Source organism: Blautia caecimuris, from assembly GCF_024622975.1.
Classification (GTDB): Bacteria; Bacillota; Clostridia; order Lachnospirales; family Lachnospiraceae; genus Blautia_A; species Blautia_A caecimuris.
The window spans coordinates 19,239-33,492 of sequence record NZ_JANJZT010000001.1; the positions used below are offsets into that span (position 1 = coordinate 19,239).

A 14,254-nucleotide genomic window follows, 5' to 3' on the forward strand; every position below is an offset into this window, starting at 1 on the left:
GCTCCGGGTTGTGTATTTGTCCGGGAAAATCCGGAAAAGGTTCGGTTTTATCTGAAAGTCAGAGAATCATCGGTCATGGAATCAATAATGGCAAGTGATTCCAGGCGCACACCCATATCGCGGATACACTGACCGCCGTTCTGGAATCCCTTTTCAATTACAATTCCCGCGCCTTCAAGAACGGCTCCTGATTCTTTTACAATTTCAATCAGTCCCATCAGGGCGCATCCATTGGCAAGGAAATCATCGATCAGAAGAACATGGTCTTCCGGTCCGAGGAATTTTTTGGAAAGGATTACATCATATACTTTTTTATGTGTAAAGGATTCCACTTTGGAGCAGTACATTTCCCCGTCAAGATTCAGACTCTGCGCCTTTTTGGCAAAAATAACAGGTACATCGAAATACTGAGCTGCGATGCAGGCAATGCCGATGCCAGAGGCCTCAATGGTAAGAATCTTTGTGATCGGACAGTCTGAAAAACGTCTTTTGAATTCTTTTCCGATTTCATTGATCAGAGTAATATCCATCTGGTGATTCAGAAAACTGTCTACTTTTAAAATATTTCCTGGTTTTACAATTCCGTCTTTAAGGATATGGTCTTTTAAGAGCTGCATGACTTCTCTCCTTTGATTTAATTACATTCTTATTAGAAATTACATCTAATATACGCTATTCTCGGCGGAAGTTCAATTCTTTTCGACAAAGTTTTGCAAAAAAATTGTGGAAGTACCCACAAAAAGTTATGCTTACTTCCGTTGCATTGCCTGAAAAGGTCTGGTACAATGAAAAAAAGCCAATATAAAAAGAAAACAGAACGAAAAAACAGAAAAGAATCACTGAAACAGAAAGAGCAGGGAGAAGAGCAGCGTTTTATCTGTCGGGAAAAACACAGGGAAAATAACTGCAAAAAATACAGGAGAGGGAAGGCGTATCATGAAAGAATACGAAGTGATCTGGGAGATTTTTAACAAATGCCCGGGAAATCAGATGCGGGATGTATTTGTAGATGAGGTGCAGCTGGAAGACCCGGAAGAATATGTAAAGAATAAATTTCAGGGAAAAGAAGTTTCCTATGACAAGACAGTTCTTGAAGACGGAACAGTGATTTTTGATATTCTCACCTCGGGGATAAAACAGAGATGCTCCTTTACAGAGATTTAGTAGCTGTGCTATAATGGCAGGTGGCGGCAGAACAAAGAGGACCGCAGATCAGTCCGGTAAGGCCGGGAAAGGAGCACACATGAGCGAAACAAAAGAGACACATGTGCATATCATGGAGGACGGAAGTGTGGTTGAACATTCACACGGAGCGCACGGCCATCATCACAGTCATGCGCAGACCAAGGCTGTACTTAATCGTCTTTCAAGAGCAATCGGCCATATGGAATCTATTAAGAGAATGGTAGAAGACGGACGTGACTGTTCCGAGGTTCTGATTCAGCTTTCAGCAGTGAAATCCGCAATTAATAATACAGGCAAGATCATTCTCCAGGACCACATTGAGCACTGCATTGTAGATGCTGTGGAGCATGGGGACCGGGACGCTATCAGGGAACTGGAAAAGGCCATAGACCGGTTCATCAAATAAGGGAGAATCTTACTGCACAGATAGACGATAATAATATAGAAGGAGAAGTAAGATGGCAAAGGAATGTAACAGCAAAACCTGTGACAAATCAAGCTGCGAGGGATGCAGCAGCAAAGGTAAGAACATGGATCTTATGGCAGAAGCCAATTCCATGTCCAATGTAAAACATGTGATCGGTATTGTCAGCGGCAAGGGCGGCGTAGGTAAATCTTTTGTAACAGCATCTCTTGCAAACCGCATGGCAGCCAAAGGTTTTAAAGTAGGTATTCTGGACGCGGATATTACCGGTCCGTCTATTCCGAAAATGTATGGTCTGAAGGGCGCTGCCCAGGCAGACGACAATGGAATCTACCCAATGGAGACAGGAAACGGGATCAAGGTTATTTCTGTAAACCTCCTGCTTCCTACAGAGGAGACTCCTGTTATCTGGAGAGGACCGATCCTTGCAAATATGGTAAAACAGTTCTGGACCGATGTGATCTGGGGAGACCTGGATTATCTGTTTGTAGACATGCCTCCGGGAACCGGCGACGTACCGCTTACTGTATTCCAGTCACTTCCGGTTGACGGAATCGTGATCGTAAGCTCTCCGCAGGATCTTGTAAAAATGATCGTTAAAAAAGCATTTAATATGGCTGAAATGATGCATATTCCGGTACTTGGGATCGTAGAGAATTACAGCTATGTAAAATGTCCGGACTGCGGAAAGGAGATCAAAGTATTTGGTGAAAGCCATATTGATGAGATTGCGGCAGAACTTGGAGTTCCGGTACTTGGCAAAATGCCCATCGAGGCATCTTTTGCAGATTATGCGGACAAAGGAGAATTCCATCAGGTAGTAAATACTTATCTTGAAGCGGCAGATAACTGTATGCCGGTATAAGATAAGAATTAATATAAGCTCAAAAATACTATGGCCCCTGGCCGGATCGAGAAAGGAGTCTCTCATGAGCAACGTAAGACGTGTTTATGTAGAAAAGAAACCTGCCTATGCAGTTCAGGCAAAAGAACTGAAACATGAAATCAGCAGTTACCTGGGAATCAAATCTGTTACAGGTGTAAGAGTGCTGATTCGTTATGATGTGGAGAATATTTCTGACGAGGTGTTTGAAAAAGCCTGCAGGACAGTATTTGCAGAGCCGCCGGTAGACGAGCTTTATCAGGAAAGCTTTGAAACCGCAGAGGATTCCAGAATTTTTTCTGTAGAATATCTGCCGGGTCAGTTTGACCAGAGAGCAGATTCTGCAGTACAGTGTGTTCAGTTTCTGGATGAAAATTCACAGCCGATCATCCGTTCCGCTACTACCTATGTAATTGAAGGAACCGTAACGGATGAGGAATTTGAAGCTGTAAAACACCACTGCATCAATCCGGTAGATTCCAGAGAAACAGGAATTGAGAAACCGGAAACTCTGGTAAATGTTTTTCCGGAGCCGGAGGATGTAAAGATTTTTGACGGCTTTAAGGATATGGCGGAAAATGATCTGAAGGATCTGTACGATTCTCTTAATCTTGCAATGACATTCAGAGATTTTCAGCATATTCAGAATTATTTCAAAGGGGAAGAGAACCGCAATCCTTCCATGACAGAAATTCGTGTTCTGGATACCTACTGGTCAGATCACTGCCGTCATACTACCTTTTCTACTGAGCTTACAGATGTTAAATTTGGTGAGGGCGACTATAAAGAGCCTATCGAAAAAACATATGAGCAGTACCTGAACGACAGAGAGGTTCTTTATAAAGACCGTGACGACAAATTCATCTGTCTGATGGATCTTGCCCTGATGGCAATGAAAAAACTGAAATCTGAAGGAAAGCTTCAGGATCAGGAGGAATCTGACGAGATCAATGCCTGCAGTATTGTAGTTCCTGTAGATGTTGACGGCAAAGAAGAAGAGTGGCTGATCAACTTTAAAAATGAGACACACAACCATCCGACAGAGATCGAGCCGTTTGGCGGTGCTGCAACCTGCCTTGGCGGAGCCATCCGTGACCCGCTTTCCGGAAGAACCTATGTATATCAGGCGATGCGCGTAACAGGCGCTGCAGATCCTACAGTTTCTGTAAAAGAAACTCTGAAGGGCAAGCTTCCTCAGAAGAAACTGGTAAGAAGCGCAGCTCATGGATACAGTTCCTATGGAAACCAGATCGGTCTTGCAACAGGCTATGTAAAAGAAATCTATCATCCGGACTATGTGGCAAAACGTATGGAGATCGGCGCTGTTCTGGGCGCAGCTCCAAGACGCGCTGTTATCCGTGAAAATTCTGATCCGGGAGATATCATTATCCTTCTGGGCGGACGTACCGGCCGCGACGGAATCGGCGGTGCAACCGGTTCATCCAAGGTGCATACAGAGGCTTCTATTGAAGTGTGCGGCGCTGAGGTACAGAAAGGAAATGCTCCTACAGAACGTAAGATCCAGCGTATGTTCCGCAGAGAGGAAGTAAGCTGCATTATCAAGAAATGTAATGACTTTGGCGCCGGCGGAGTGTCTGTTGCCATCGGCGAGCTGGCAGCAGGTCTCAGAATCAATCTTGATAAGGTTCCGAAAAAATATGCGGGACTTGACGGAACAGAGATCGCTATTTCCGAGTCTCAGGAGCGTATGGCAGTTGTTGTTGATCCAAAAGATGTAGACAAGTTCCTTGGATTTGCAAATGAAGAAAACCTGGAGGCAGTTCCGGTTGCTGTTGTTACAGAAGAGCCGAGACTTGTACTTACCTGGAGAGACAAAGAAATCGTAAATATTTCCCGTGCTTTCCTTGATACAAACGGAGCGCATCAGGAAACCACAGTTGAAGTGGAAATTCCAAATAAAGAAGGATGCCTCCTTACTGACCGTCAGGAAGTAGCGGACATAAAAGAAAAATGGCTGGAAACTCTTTCTGACCTTAACGTATGCTCCCAGAAGGGGCTTGTGGAAATGTTTGACGGTTCCATCGGAGCGGGAAGCGTACTTATGCCCCACGGCGGCAAATATCAGCTGACAGAAACTCAGGCAATGGTAGCAAAGGTTCCTGTTCAGAAGGGTAATACAAACACTGTGACCATGATGAGCTATGGTTTTGATCCATATCTTTCTTCCTGGAGCCCGTATCACGGAGCTGCTTACGCAGTAACAGAATCCGTGGCAAGAATCGTGGCTACAGGCGGTGACTACAGAAAGATCCGCTTTACCTTCCAGGAATATTTCCGTCGTATGACAGAAGATCCCAAGCGCTGGAGCCAGCCTTTTGCAGCACTTCTGGGCGCTTATGCGGCACAGATGGGATTCGGTCTTCCGTCTATCGGAGGAAAGGACAGTATGTCCGGTTCCTTTAATGAGATCGATGTTCCGCCGACACTGGTTTCCTTTGCAGTAGACACCGGAAAGCTTCAGGATGTTGTGACTCCGGAGTTTAAAAAAGCAGGAAGCAGGCTTGTATGGCTTCGTGCGCCAAAGGATGCATATCAGCTTCCTGATTATGAGGGCATTATGGACCAGTACGGAAAACTTCACGAGGATATGAAGGAGGGACGCGTTCTTTCCGCATATGCTCTTGACCGTCACGGACTGGCTGATGCAGTTGCAAAAATGGCATTTGGAAACGGCTTTGGTGTTAAGATTGAGCACAATCTTGACCCGAGAGATTTCTTTGCTCCCGGATTTGGCGATCTGGTACTTGAGGTTCCGGCTGACAAAGTGGGAAGTCTTTCCATTACCTATACAGTGATCGGTGAAGTTACTGCTGATGCGAAGTTCTCTTACGGAAATGCTGAAATTTCTCTGGAAGAGGCTGTGAAGGCATGGACAGGAACTCTGGAAAAAGTGTTTAAAACAGATTCCGGTGAAAATGACGGAGCTACTGCATATTTTACAGCAGCGAAGGATCATGAAGAGGGAACCGTTGATGAAAACGGACTGTTCCATACAAACAGAGTTTATATCTGCAATCATAAGATTGCAAAGCCCCGTGTGTTTATTCCGGTATTCCCGGGAACAAACTGCGAGTATGACAGTACCCGCGCTTTTGAAAGAGCCGGAGCAGAGGTTGACGTGAAGGTATTTAAAAACCTGACAGCAGCCGATATCCATGATTCAGTAGAAATTTTTGAGAAAGCTATCAGCCAGGCACAGATGATCATGTTCCCGGGCGGCTTCTCAGCAGGCGATGAGCCGGACGGCTCCGCAAAATTCTTTGCAACTGCTTTCCAGAATGCAAAGATCAAAGAAGCGGTTATGAAGCTTCTCAATGAGAGAGACGGTCTTGCGCTTGGTATCTGCAATGGTTTCCAGGCTCTGATCAAGCTGGGACTTGTTCCTTACGGCGAGATCTGCGGACAGAAAGCAGATTCACCGACACTGACCTATAATACCATCGGACGCCATATTTCCAAGATGGTTTACACAAAGGTTGTAAGCAATAAATCCCCATGGCTGCAGAAAGCAAAGCTTGGCGGAGTTTACTGCAACCCTGCATCTCACGGAGAGGGACGTTTTGTTGCAAATGACGAGTGGCTTGCGAAGCTTCTGGCAAACGGACAGATCGCTACTCAGTACGTAACTGCAGACGGCGAGCTGAGCAGCTCCGAGGAATGGAACGTAAACGGCTCTTACATGAATATCGAGGGTATTACAAGTCCGGACGGACGTGTTCTTGGTAAGATGGCTCACAGTGAGCGCCGTGACAATGGTGTGGCTGTAAACATCTACGGAGAGCAGGATATCAGAATCTTCGAGTCCGGTGTAGAATATTTTAAATAAATTTTGACAGCTGATAAAGCGGCAAAATAAATACAGGGGCCCGGCTCAGTCATTCATATGCGTGACTGAGCCGGGCCCCTGTTCTGTTCACAGCTCTGATTCCGGCGCCGGAAAAAATTTACGGGAAATGATCCGTCCCATTTCTTCTGGGGATTCCTTCATTCCGGTGTCCATCCATGAGAGAATGATGCCGCACAGACCAAAAGAAATAAAAATCTGACGGTAGTATTCGCTGCTGTCTGCGGTATTGATATCGTTGAATTTCAGGATCAGACGATTTAAAAGCAGAAGGGAAAGGTTTGCCCGGATCAGAGTCTGTACAATATCCCGAATAGAATAAAAGAACTGGAAAAAACGAATGGAAAGCTCATGGGCGGAAGCGCTTTCTTTTTGGGGCTGTTTTTCGATCCATTCAGTCATCAGTTTGTCCAGCTTAAATTCAATGACATTTTCCTTTGAAGTAAAATTTCTGTAGTAGGTGATGCGGCTTACATTGGCAAGCTCTGTGATCTCCCGGACTGTAATGGATTCGATGGATTTTGTGCGGAGCAGAATAAAAAGAGCGTCTGCAATGCATTCTTTCAGAAAGTCACTGGAATTTTTTTTGCGTCCCATTGATACAATTTCCTCCGTTTTGTTTCATTTATAAGCAGGTTCATTGATTTTTCGACGGAATATGATATAGTATGTTCCACTGATACATTTGTAACATATATTTTAGAGAAACAGCGGAAACTTGTCAATCCGCTGAAGGAGGAAAACATATTATGATGATCATAACGGACTCTGCTTCTGATATAACCAGACAGGAAGCTGAGGAAATGAATATCCGTATTGTCTGGCTGAAAACAAAATTTTCTGACGGTGATTTTCCTTTGGAGACAGAAGAGGATTTTACACGCTTTTTTGAAAAGCTTGCCGCAGAAAAAGAACTGCCTGTTACAAGCCAGCCGTCACCGGAGGAATATCTGGCTCTTTATGAGGAAGCAAAGGAAAACTCGGAAGAGGTTCTTGTTATCACCCTTTCCAGCGGCCTCAGCGGAACTGTAAATGCGGCCAATGTGGCAAAGCAGATGAGCGAGTATGACAGGATCCATATCATAGATTCAGAACAGGCGATCATTACTCAGCGTTTTCTGGTTCAGAGAGCTGTGGAAATGCGAGAGGCAGGAAAAACTGTTTCAGAGATTGTAGAAACCATTGAAGATGTGAAAAAGCGTGTGACCGTATGCGGAATGCTGGATACCCTGACCTATCTGAAAAAGGGTGGAAGAATACCGGCAGCCCTGGCAGTTCTGGGAAATATGCTTCATATTAAGCCTGTTATAGAGCTGAAGGACAAAACCCTGACCATGCTGGGAAAAGCAAGAGGAAGAAGCGGAGGGATCAAGTATCTCTGGAAGGAATTTGAATCCTATGAGATTGATGAAAACGAGCCGGTGTATTTTGGTTACACTTCAGACCGTGAGCTTGGGGAAAAGTTTATGAAGGATACCGTTGAAAAATACGGACTGAAAAATTATCGGCTGTATCCGGTAGGCGGAATTATCGGTACTCATGTAGGTCCGGCCTGTGCGGCTATCAGCTTTGTAAAAAAATCTGTGTAAAGTACGTTGACAAACGGAAATCCAGTGGCTATAATGAAAAAGAACTTAGTTGAATAGATTTAACACGCTGACGAGAAGAGTAGACTGTGGACTGTTGCAGAGAGAAGCATATTTGGTGAAAGTGCTTTAACAGGAATCAGTTGAAGACCACCTCTGAGTGATCCTAATCCGGTCCGGTGATACCGTTATCATCAAAAAAGAGGCTGAGTCCCCGGAATTATTTTATTCATGAAGAAATCCCGGTGATTTGGCAATCAGGGTGGAACCACGGGCAGAGAATCTCGTCCCTTACAGTGCGCAGGCATTGTAAGGGGCGTTTTTTATTATAAAAAGTCCCGTACAGCGGCACGGAGTAATCGACTTTTATAATAGTATAAAAGCGAAGAAAGTCCCGTAACAGTGGTTGAAAATAAAAAGAAAAGGAGAAAAATCATGATCATTACTTTAAAAGACGGATCAACAAAAGAGTATGCTGAAGCAAAATCAGTTATTGAGATTGCTTCCGATATCAGTGAAGGTCTTGCACGCGTAGCATGTGCAGGTGAAGTGGACGGAGAGGTTGCAGATCTTCGTACAGTGATTGACAGAGACTGTGAGCTGAATATCCTCACCTTTGACAGTGAAGGCGGCAAAGGAGCATTCCGTCATACCACTTCCCATATTATGGCTCAGGCTATCAAACGCCTTTTCCCTGAGGTGAAGCTTGCAATTGGACCGTCTATTGAGGATGGATTCTATTATGATATTGACAGTGATGAGCCCATTACAGCAGAAGATCTTCCGAAGATCGAGGCTGAGATGAAAAAAATCGTAAAAGAAAACCTGGCCATTACCAGATTTACAAAACCGAGAGCAGAGGCCATTGAATTTTTTAAAGAAAAAAATGAACCGTATAAGGTAGAGCTTATTGAGGATCTTCCGGAAGATTCTGAGATCAGCTTCTATCAGCAGGGAGAGTTTGTGGATCTCTGCGCAGGTCCTCATCTGATGACAACAAAGCCGGTAAAAGCATTTAAGCTTACCAGCCTTGCAGGAGCCTACTGGAGAGGCAGCGAGAAGAACAAAATGCTTACCAGAATCTACGGAACCTCCTATACCAAAAAGGCAGATCTTGAAGAGTACATCACCCGTATGGAGGAAGCCAAAAAACGTGACCACAGAAAGCTTGGAAAAGAGCTTGGCCTGTTTATGATGAAAGAAGAGGGACCGGGCTTCCCGTTCTTCCTTCCAAAGGGTATGGTTCTGAAAAATACTCTGCTTGACTACTGGAGAGAGATCCATAATAAGGCAGGATATGTGGAGATTTCCACACCGATCATGCTGAGCCGCCATCTCTGGGAGACTTCAGGCCACTGGGATCATTACAAAGAAAATATGTATACAACTGTAATTGACGAGACTGATTTTGCCATTAAGCCAATGAACTGCCCGGGAGGTATTCTTGTATACAAATCTGAACCACGTTCCTACAGAGATCTTCCTCTGAGAATGGGAGAGCTGGGACTGGTTCACCGTCACGAAAAATCCGGTCAGCTTCACGGCCTGATGCGTGTGCGCTGCTTTACTCAGGATGATGCTCATATCTTTATGACACCGGAGCAGATCCGTGACGAGATCAAGGGCGTTGCCAGACTGATCGACAGTGTATATCAGCTTTTCGGCTTCAAATATCATGTTGAGCTGTCCACCCGTCCGGAGGACTCCATGGGAAGCGATGAGGACTGGGAGATCGCAACAGAGGGCTTAAGAGGAGCTCTTGACGATCTGGGACTTGACTATGTGGTAAATGAAGGCGACGGCGCATTCTATGGTCCGAAGATCGACTTCCATCTGGAGGATTCCATTGGAAGAACATGGCAGTGCGGTACTATTCAGCTTGACTTCCAGCTTCCGCTGCGCTTTGAATGTGAATATATCGGAGCTGACGGCGAGAAGCATCGTCCGATCATGATCCATCGTGTTGCTTTTGGTTCTATTGAAAGATTTATCGGTATTCTGATCGAGCATTTTGCAGGCGCATTCCCAACATGGCTTGCTCCTGTACAGGTAAAAGTTCTTCCGATCTCTGAGAAATATATGGATTATGCAAACAAGGTTATGAATGATCTGAAGGATGCAGGTATCCGTACAGAGATCGACGACCGTGCAGAAAAGATCGGATATAAGATCCGTGAGGCACGTCTTCAGAAGATTCCGTACATGCTTGTGGTAGGCGCAAAGGAAGAGGAAGAAGGAAAAGTTTCTGTCCGCAGCCGTTTCATGGGCGATGAAGGAGCAAAAGATCTCAATGAGTTTATTGATTCTGTAAAAGAAGAGATCAAAAACCGCGAGAACAGAAAAGTTGAAGTAACAGAATAAAAAGAACAGGACTGCTGAAATTCCGTAAAAAGGAATCAGCAGTCTTTTTCCATATGAAAAGAGCAGTATATTCTTACTGTTCATGGAAGCAGAAAGGAAGATGGGCAATGACAAAAGAAATTCAGATCAGAGAAGTACGTATCGGAAGCGGTCAGCCGAAAATATGTGTGCCAATGACCGGAAAAGACCGGTCAGCGCTGCTTGAGGAGGCAGGCAGAATCAGGGATATAAAAGCGGATCTGGCGGAATGGAGAGCTGACTTTTATGAAGGGCTTTCTCATGAGGAAAGCCTTCCGGACATGCTCAGAGAGATTAGAAATGCATTGGGAGAGATACCGCTTATTTTTACCATCCGCACTGTTTCAGAAGGCGGAAATGCGGAAATTTCTGAAAAGGAATATGAAAAATATACACTGACAGCAGCAGAAAGCGGAAATGCAGACCTGATCGATATAGAGTATTTTTCTCATGAAAATGTTTCAGAGCTGATCCGCAGGATTCAGATGACCGGAGCGAAAGTGATTGCCTCAACCCATGATTTTGAAAAAACGGATGACAGTAAAACGCTGAAAAACCGATTTATCGACATGGACGCATCCGGGGCAGACATTCTGAAAATGGCAGTGATGCCGCAGAGATTTGAAGATGTCGCTGATCTTATGCAGGTGACCAGCGAGGTCACAGAAGAGTATACAGAAAAGCCTGTGATCGCCATGTCCATGGGAAATCTGGGTTCCATGAGCCGCATTGCAGGAGAAAATTTCGGTTCTTCCGTAACCTTTGCCACAGTAGGAAAGGCGTCTGCGCCGGGACAGTTTCCGGTGGAAGAGCTTCGGATGATGATGAATGCTCTTCACAAAAAGAACGTAGAGGATTAATCAGAATTATCTCGGCTTATGTCGAACCTCAACGAGAAATTATGGGAATCTGTTTCCCGGTTTTGACAAATTACGCACCCCCTGTAACCTATAATGAACTCACTTACCAAAGTGAGGGAATGACAGGTCATAGGGGGCTTTTTTATGTATGGAGAAATATACATAGATGTTGTCTTTGTGACGAATCTTCTGATGGACTATATTGTTCTGCGGATTACAGGAAGACTTCTGAGACTCAGGACAAACCGGTGGAGATATCTGGCAGGAGGCGCGGCGGGAGCTTTTTTTTCCTGCCTGATTCTATATCTTCCTTTTGAGAAAAATCTGCTCATGGGAATTTTTCTGCACGGCGCCTGCGCTTTTCTTATGCTCAGGATCGCTTTCTGCATCAGGAAGGGAAGTCTGCTGGCAAAAGCAATGGTCATGCTGTATCTGACTGCGTTTCTTGCAGGAGGATTCTGGGAGGCAGTGTCAAAAAACGGAATTACGCTTCCTGCATTTCTGATTTTTGCTTTTGCCACCTATATGGGCATCGGGGCGCTGGTCTGCGCGGCAGATTCTGCCAGAAGTCTGAGGAAGAATATCTACCCTGTAACCCTGAGCTATCAGGGAAAAGAACAGTCTGCTTACGGGTTTTATGACACAGGAAATCTGCTCAGTGATCCGGTAAGCGGAGAACCGGTTTCGGTTGTGAAACCTGAAATTCTGGAGACCATGCTGTCAGAGGACCTGATAGACAGACTGAAGAACCTTTACGAGAATCCGGGGGAGCTGAAAAGTACAGAGATTGCCGGACTGAAGCCCCACTATCTGTCCTGCCGTACGGTAGGACAGGCAGAAAAGCTGATGCTGGCGGTTACATTGGAGAATCTTTGTATCCATACTCCCGCAGAAGAGGTTCGCATATCAAGGCCTGTGCTGGCCCTGGCTTTTGAACCCTCCGCTTTGGGAAAGGAATACAAGGTACTGTTGAATTCCAGATTATTGCATTAGGAGGGGCATATAATTATGAACAGATCAGCAGCAGGCGTCAGTTATTACCCGTTTCAGATGATTCAGAGGATGGTTCTTTCAAGACCGAGAGAGCTGTACTACATTGGTGGAAATGATATTCTTCCGGCACCGCTGGAGCCGCAGAGGGAAGCCTATGTCATCAGTAAGCTGGGAACAGAACAGGATAAAGATGCAAAAGCGCTTCTTATTGAGCACAATCTAAGACTGGTGGTGTATATTGCCAAAAAATTTGACAATACAGGAGTTGGGGTGGAGGATCTGATCTCCATTGGGACCATTGGGCTTATTAAAGCAATTAATACCTTTAATCCTGTAAAAAAGATCAAGCTGGCAACCTATGCTTCGCGATGCATTGAAAATGAGATCCTGATGTATCTGCGCAGGAACAGCAAGACAAAGCTGGAGGTTTCTATTGATGAACCGCTGAATGTTGACTGGGACGGGAATGAATTGCTGCTGTCTGATATTCTGGGAACGGATGAGGACGTTATCTCCCGCAGGCTGGAGGATGAAGTGGAGATCACACTTCTGGGAAAAGCAATTAACAAGCTGACGCCCCGGGAGCAGACGATCATCCGTCTCAGATTTGGACTGAACAGTGCCGAGGGAAAGGAAAAAACTCAGAAGGAAGTGGCTGATCTTCTGGGGATTTCCCAGTCATATATTTCAAGGCTGGAAAAAAGAATTATGAAAAGACTGAAAAAGGAAATTGTAAAATATGAATAAGGTCTGTCAGTGAAGGTAAAGGTTCACAGGACTCTGTATATTTTTGGGGAATCCGTGCATACTGAAAGAAAAAGGAGAGTGTGGCATGAACGCAAATACAGAGCTTTTGAATTTTATTTATCAGAATTCACAGATGGGAGTGGATACCGTAAGGCAGCTTATGGATATTACTGAGAACGCAGATTTTCAGAAGCTTCTCAGTGAACATCTGGAGGGATACCAGAAAGTCCACGAAAAGGCATGGCGGATGCTGAATGAAAATGGTTATGATGAAAAAGGCCTGAGTGCTTTTGAAAAAATCCGTACGTATCTTATGGTCAATATACAGACTATGAAGGATCATTCCGCATCCAATATAGCTGCGATGCTGATACAGGGAAGCAGTATGGGGATCACAGAAGCCCTGCAGAAGCTGAACCGGTATGAAGGAGAAACAGAGAAGGATATCAGAAAGCTGATGGAGGAACTGAAAAAGTTCGAGGAAAGAAATATTGAAGAGCTGAAGGCGTATTTGTAGACAAAAGTAAATATATATTTAGAGAGAAGTGGTTTAAGGATGTATTTACTTGAAAAAATATGTGATGGAGCTTGTGATGTCCGGGCTTCTGCTGGTGTGCTTTTTGCTTTTGTCCAGACAGGCAGCCCAGGTTTCCGGAACCATGAAAGAACAGGAAAACCGTAAGGAAATCATTGCGGTCGATCCCGGACACGGGGGAGCGGATCCGGGAATGGTGGGGCTTAATGGACTGGAGGAAAAGGAAATCAATCTGAAGATAGCCTGTAAACTGGAACGCGTACTTACAGATAAGGGGTATCAGGTGGTAATGACACGAAAGAAAGATCAGGGGCTTTATGATGCTTCTGCGCCAAATAAAAAATCTCAGGATATGCAGAGGCGGATCGCCTTTCTGGAAAATGCTTCTCCTGTGCTGACTGTCAGTATTCATCAGAACAGCTATTCTGACCCGGATGTCAGGGGACCGCAGGTCTTTTATTATGAAAGCTCCCAGGAAGGAAAAAGACTGGCACAGGAAGTACAGGAGAGTATGAACCGGAAACTGAATCCTCAAAAACCGCGTACCATAAAGGGAAATACCAGCTATTACCTTTTGAAAAGAAGTAAGGGAACACTGATCATTGCAGAATGTGGTTTCCTGACAAACCCGGAGGAGGCTGCTCTTCTTCAGAAGGAAGAATACCAGCAAAAGGTTGCTCAGGCAGTTGCGGATGGTATAGAGTCGTACCTCAGCAGCAGGAAATAAAAAAGAAAATCGCTGTATCCTTTAAATTTACCAGAGGAGACGGCGATTTTTGTATTTTCAGAATCAGGAT

14 protein-coding genes are annotated in these 14,254 nt (G+C 44.9%); 12 read left to right on the forward strand and 2 right to left on the reverse strand.

The features are described from left to right. Nucleotides 1-47: 47 nt before the first annotated feature. Nucleotides 48-617, reverse strand: a complete 570-nt coding sequence (locus NSA57_RS00110) for a xanthine phosphoribosyltransferase (RefSeq protein ID WP_257463649.1) — start codon at nt 615-617, stop codon at nt 48-50. 168 nt (nt 618-785) lie between these two features. Between NSA57_RS00110 and NSA57_RS00115 the strand changes: the two genes are divergently transcribed. From NSA57_RS00115 to NSA57_RS00135, 5 genes are all read left to right on the forward strand, one after another. Continuing rightward, nucleotides 786-971: a hypothetical protein gene (locus NSA57_RS00115; protein ID WP_171026672.1), complete on the forward strand. Its 186-nt coding sequence runs from the start codon at nt 786-788 to the stop codon at nt 969-971. Next, complete coding sequence (locus NSA57_RS00120) at nt 937-1,164, forward strand: hypothetical protein (RefSeq protein WP_022066632.1); 228 nt, start codon at nt 937-939, stop codon at nt 1,162-1,164. The genes NSA57_RS00115 and NSA57_RS00120 overlap by 35 nt, the downstream gene beginning before the upstream one ends. Before the next feature lie 79 nt (nt 1,165-1,243). Then, a complete protein-coding gene (locus NSA57_RS00125) occupies nt 1,244-1,591 on the forward strand; it encodes a metal-sensing transcriptional repressor (protein WP_138271406.1) in 348 nt (115 codons plus the stop codon). Between the two features lie 52 nt (nt 1,592-1,643). After that, on the forward strand, nt 1,644-2,474 hold the full coding sequence (locus NSA57_RS00130) for an Mrp/NBP35 family ATP-binding protein (protein ID WP_173751985.1): 831 nt from the start codon (nt 1,644-1,646) through the stop codon (nt 2,472-2,474). 64 nt (nt 2,475-2,538) lie between these two features. Beyond that, on the forward strand, nt 2,539-6,339 hold the full coding sequence (locus tag NSA57_RS00135; RefSeq protein WP_257463650.1) for a phosphoribosylformylglycinamidine synthase: 3,801 nt from the start codon (nt 2,539-2,541) through the stop codon (nt 6,337-6,339). Between the two features lie 87 nt (nt 6,340-6,426). Here NSA57_RS00135 and NSA57_RS00140 read toward each other — a convergent pair whose 3' ends face one another. Then, the gene (locus NSA57_RS00140; protein WP_022066636.1) at nt 6,427-6,954 is read right to left on the reverse strand and encodes a TetR/AcrR family transcriptional regulator; all 528 of its coding nucleotides are present in this window, start codon (nt 6,952-6,954) and stop codon (nt 6,427-6,429) included. Nucleotides 6,955-7,106: 152 nt separating this feature from the next. Between NSA57_RS00140 and NSA57_RS00145 the strand changes: the two genes are divergently transcribed. The 7 genes from NSA57_RS00145 (at nt 7,107) to NSA57_RS00175 (ending at nt 14,184) form a co-directional block, all read left to right on the forward strand. Continuing rightward, a complete protein-coding gene (locus tag NSA57_RS00145) occupies nt 7,107-7,946 on the forward strand; it encodes a DegV family protein (RefSeq protein WP_257463651.1) in 840 nt (279 codons plus the stop codon). Between the two features lie 432 nt (nt 7,947-8,378). Next, on the forward strand, nt 8,379-10,304 hold the full coding sequence (thrS, locus tag NSA57_RS00150; protein WP_178709398.1) for a threonine--tRNA ligase: 1,926 nt from the start codon (nt 8,379-8,381) through the stop codon (nt 10,302-10,304). A gap of 107 nt (nt 10,305-10,411) precedes the next feature. Further along, complete coding sequence (gene aroD / locus NSA57_RS00155) at nt 10,412-11,182, forward strand: type I 3-dehydroquinate dehydratase (protein ID WP_257463652.1); 771 nt, start codon at nt 10,412-10,414, stop codon at nt 11,180-11,182. Nucleotides 11,183-11,326: 144 nt separating this feature from the next. Next, nucleotides 11,327-12,175 (forward strand): sigma-E processing peptidase SpoIIGA, encoded by an 849-nt coding sequence (locus NSA57_RS00160; RefSeq protein ID WP_257463653.1) that lies wholly within the window; start codon nt 11,327-11,329, stop codon nt 12,173-12,175. 57 nt (nt 12,176-12,232) lie between these two features. Further along, on the forward strand, nt 12,233-12,922 hold the full coding sequence (gene sigE, locus NSA57_RS00165; protein WP_390427804.1) for an RNA polymerase sporulation sigma factor SigE: 690 nt from the start codon (nt 12,233-12,235) through the stop codon (nt 12,920-12,922). Between the two features lie 85 nt (nt 12,923-13,007). Then, nucleotides 13,008-13,439 (forward strand): hypothetical protein, encoded by a 432-nt coding sequence (locus NSA57_RS00170; protein WP_173751993.1) that lies wholly within the window; start codon nt 13,008-13,010, stop codon nt 13,437-13,439. A 49-nt stretch (nt 13,440-13,488) separates the two neighbouring features. Further along, nucleotides 13,489-14,184 carry an N-acetylmuramoyl-L-alanine amidase family protein gene (locus NSA57_RS00175; protein WP_243873630.1) on the forward strand — a complete coding sequence of 232 codons (696 nt, stop codon included), beginning with the start codon at nt 13,489-13,491 and terminating at the stop codon, nt 14,182-14,184. The last annotated feature ends 70 nt before the right edge of the window (nt 14,185-14,254 follow it).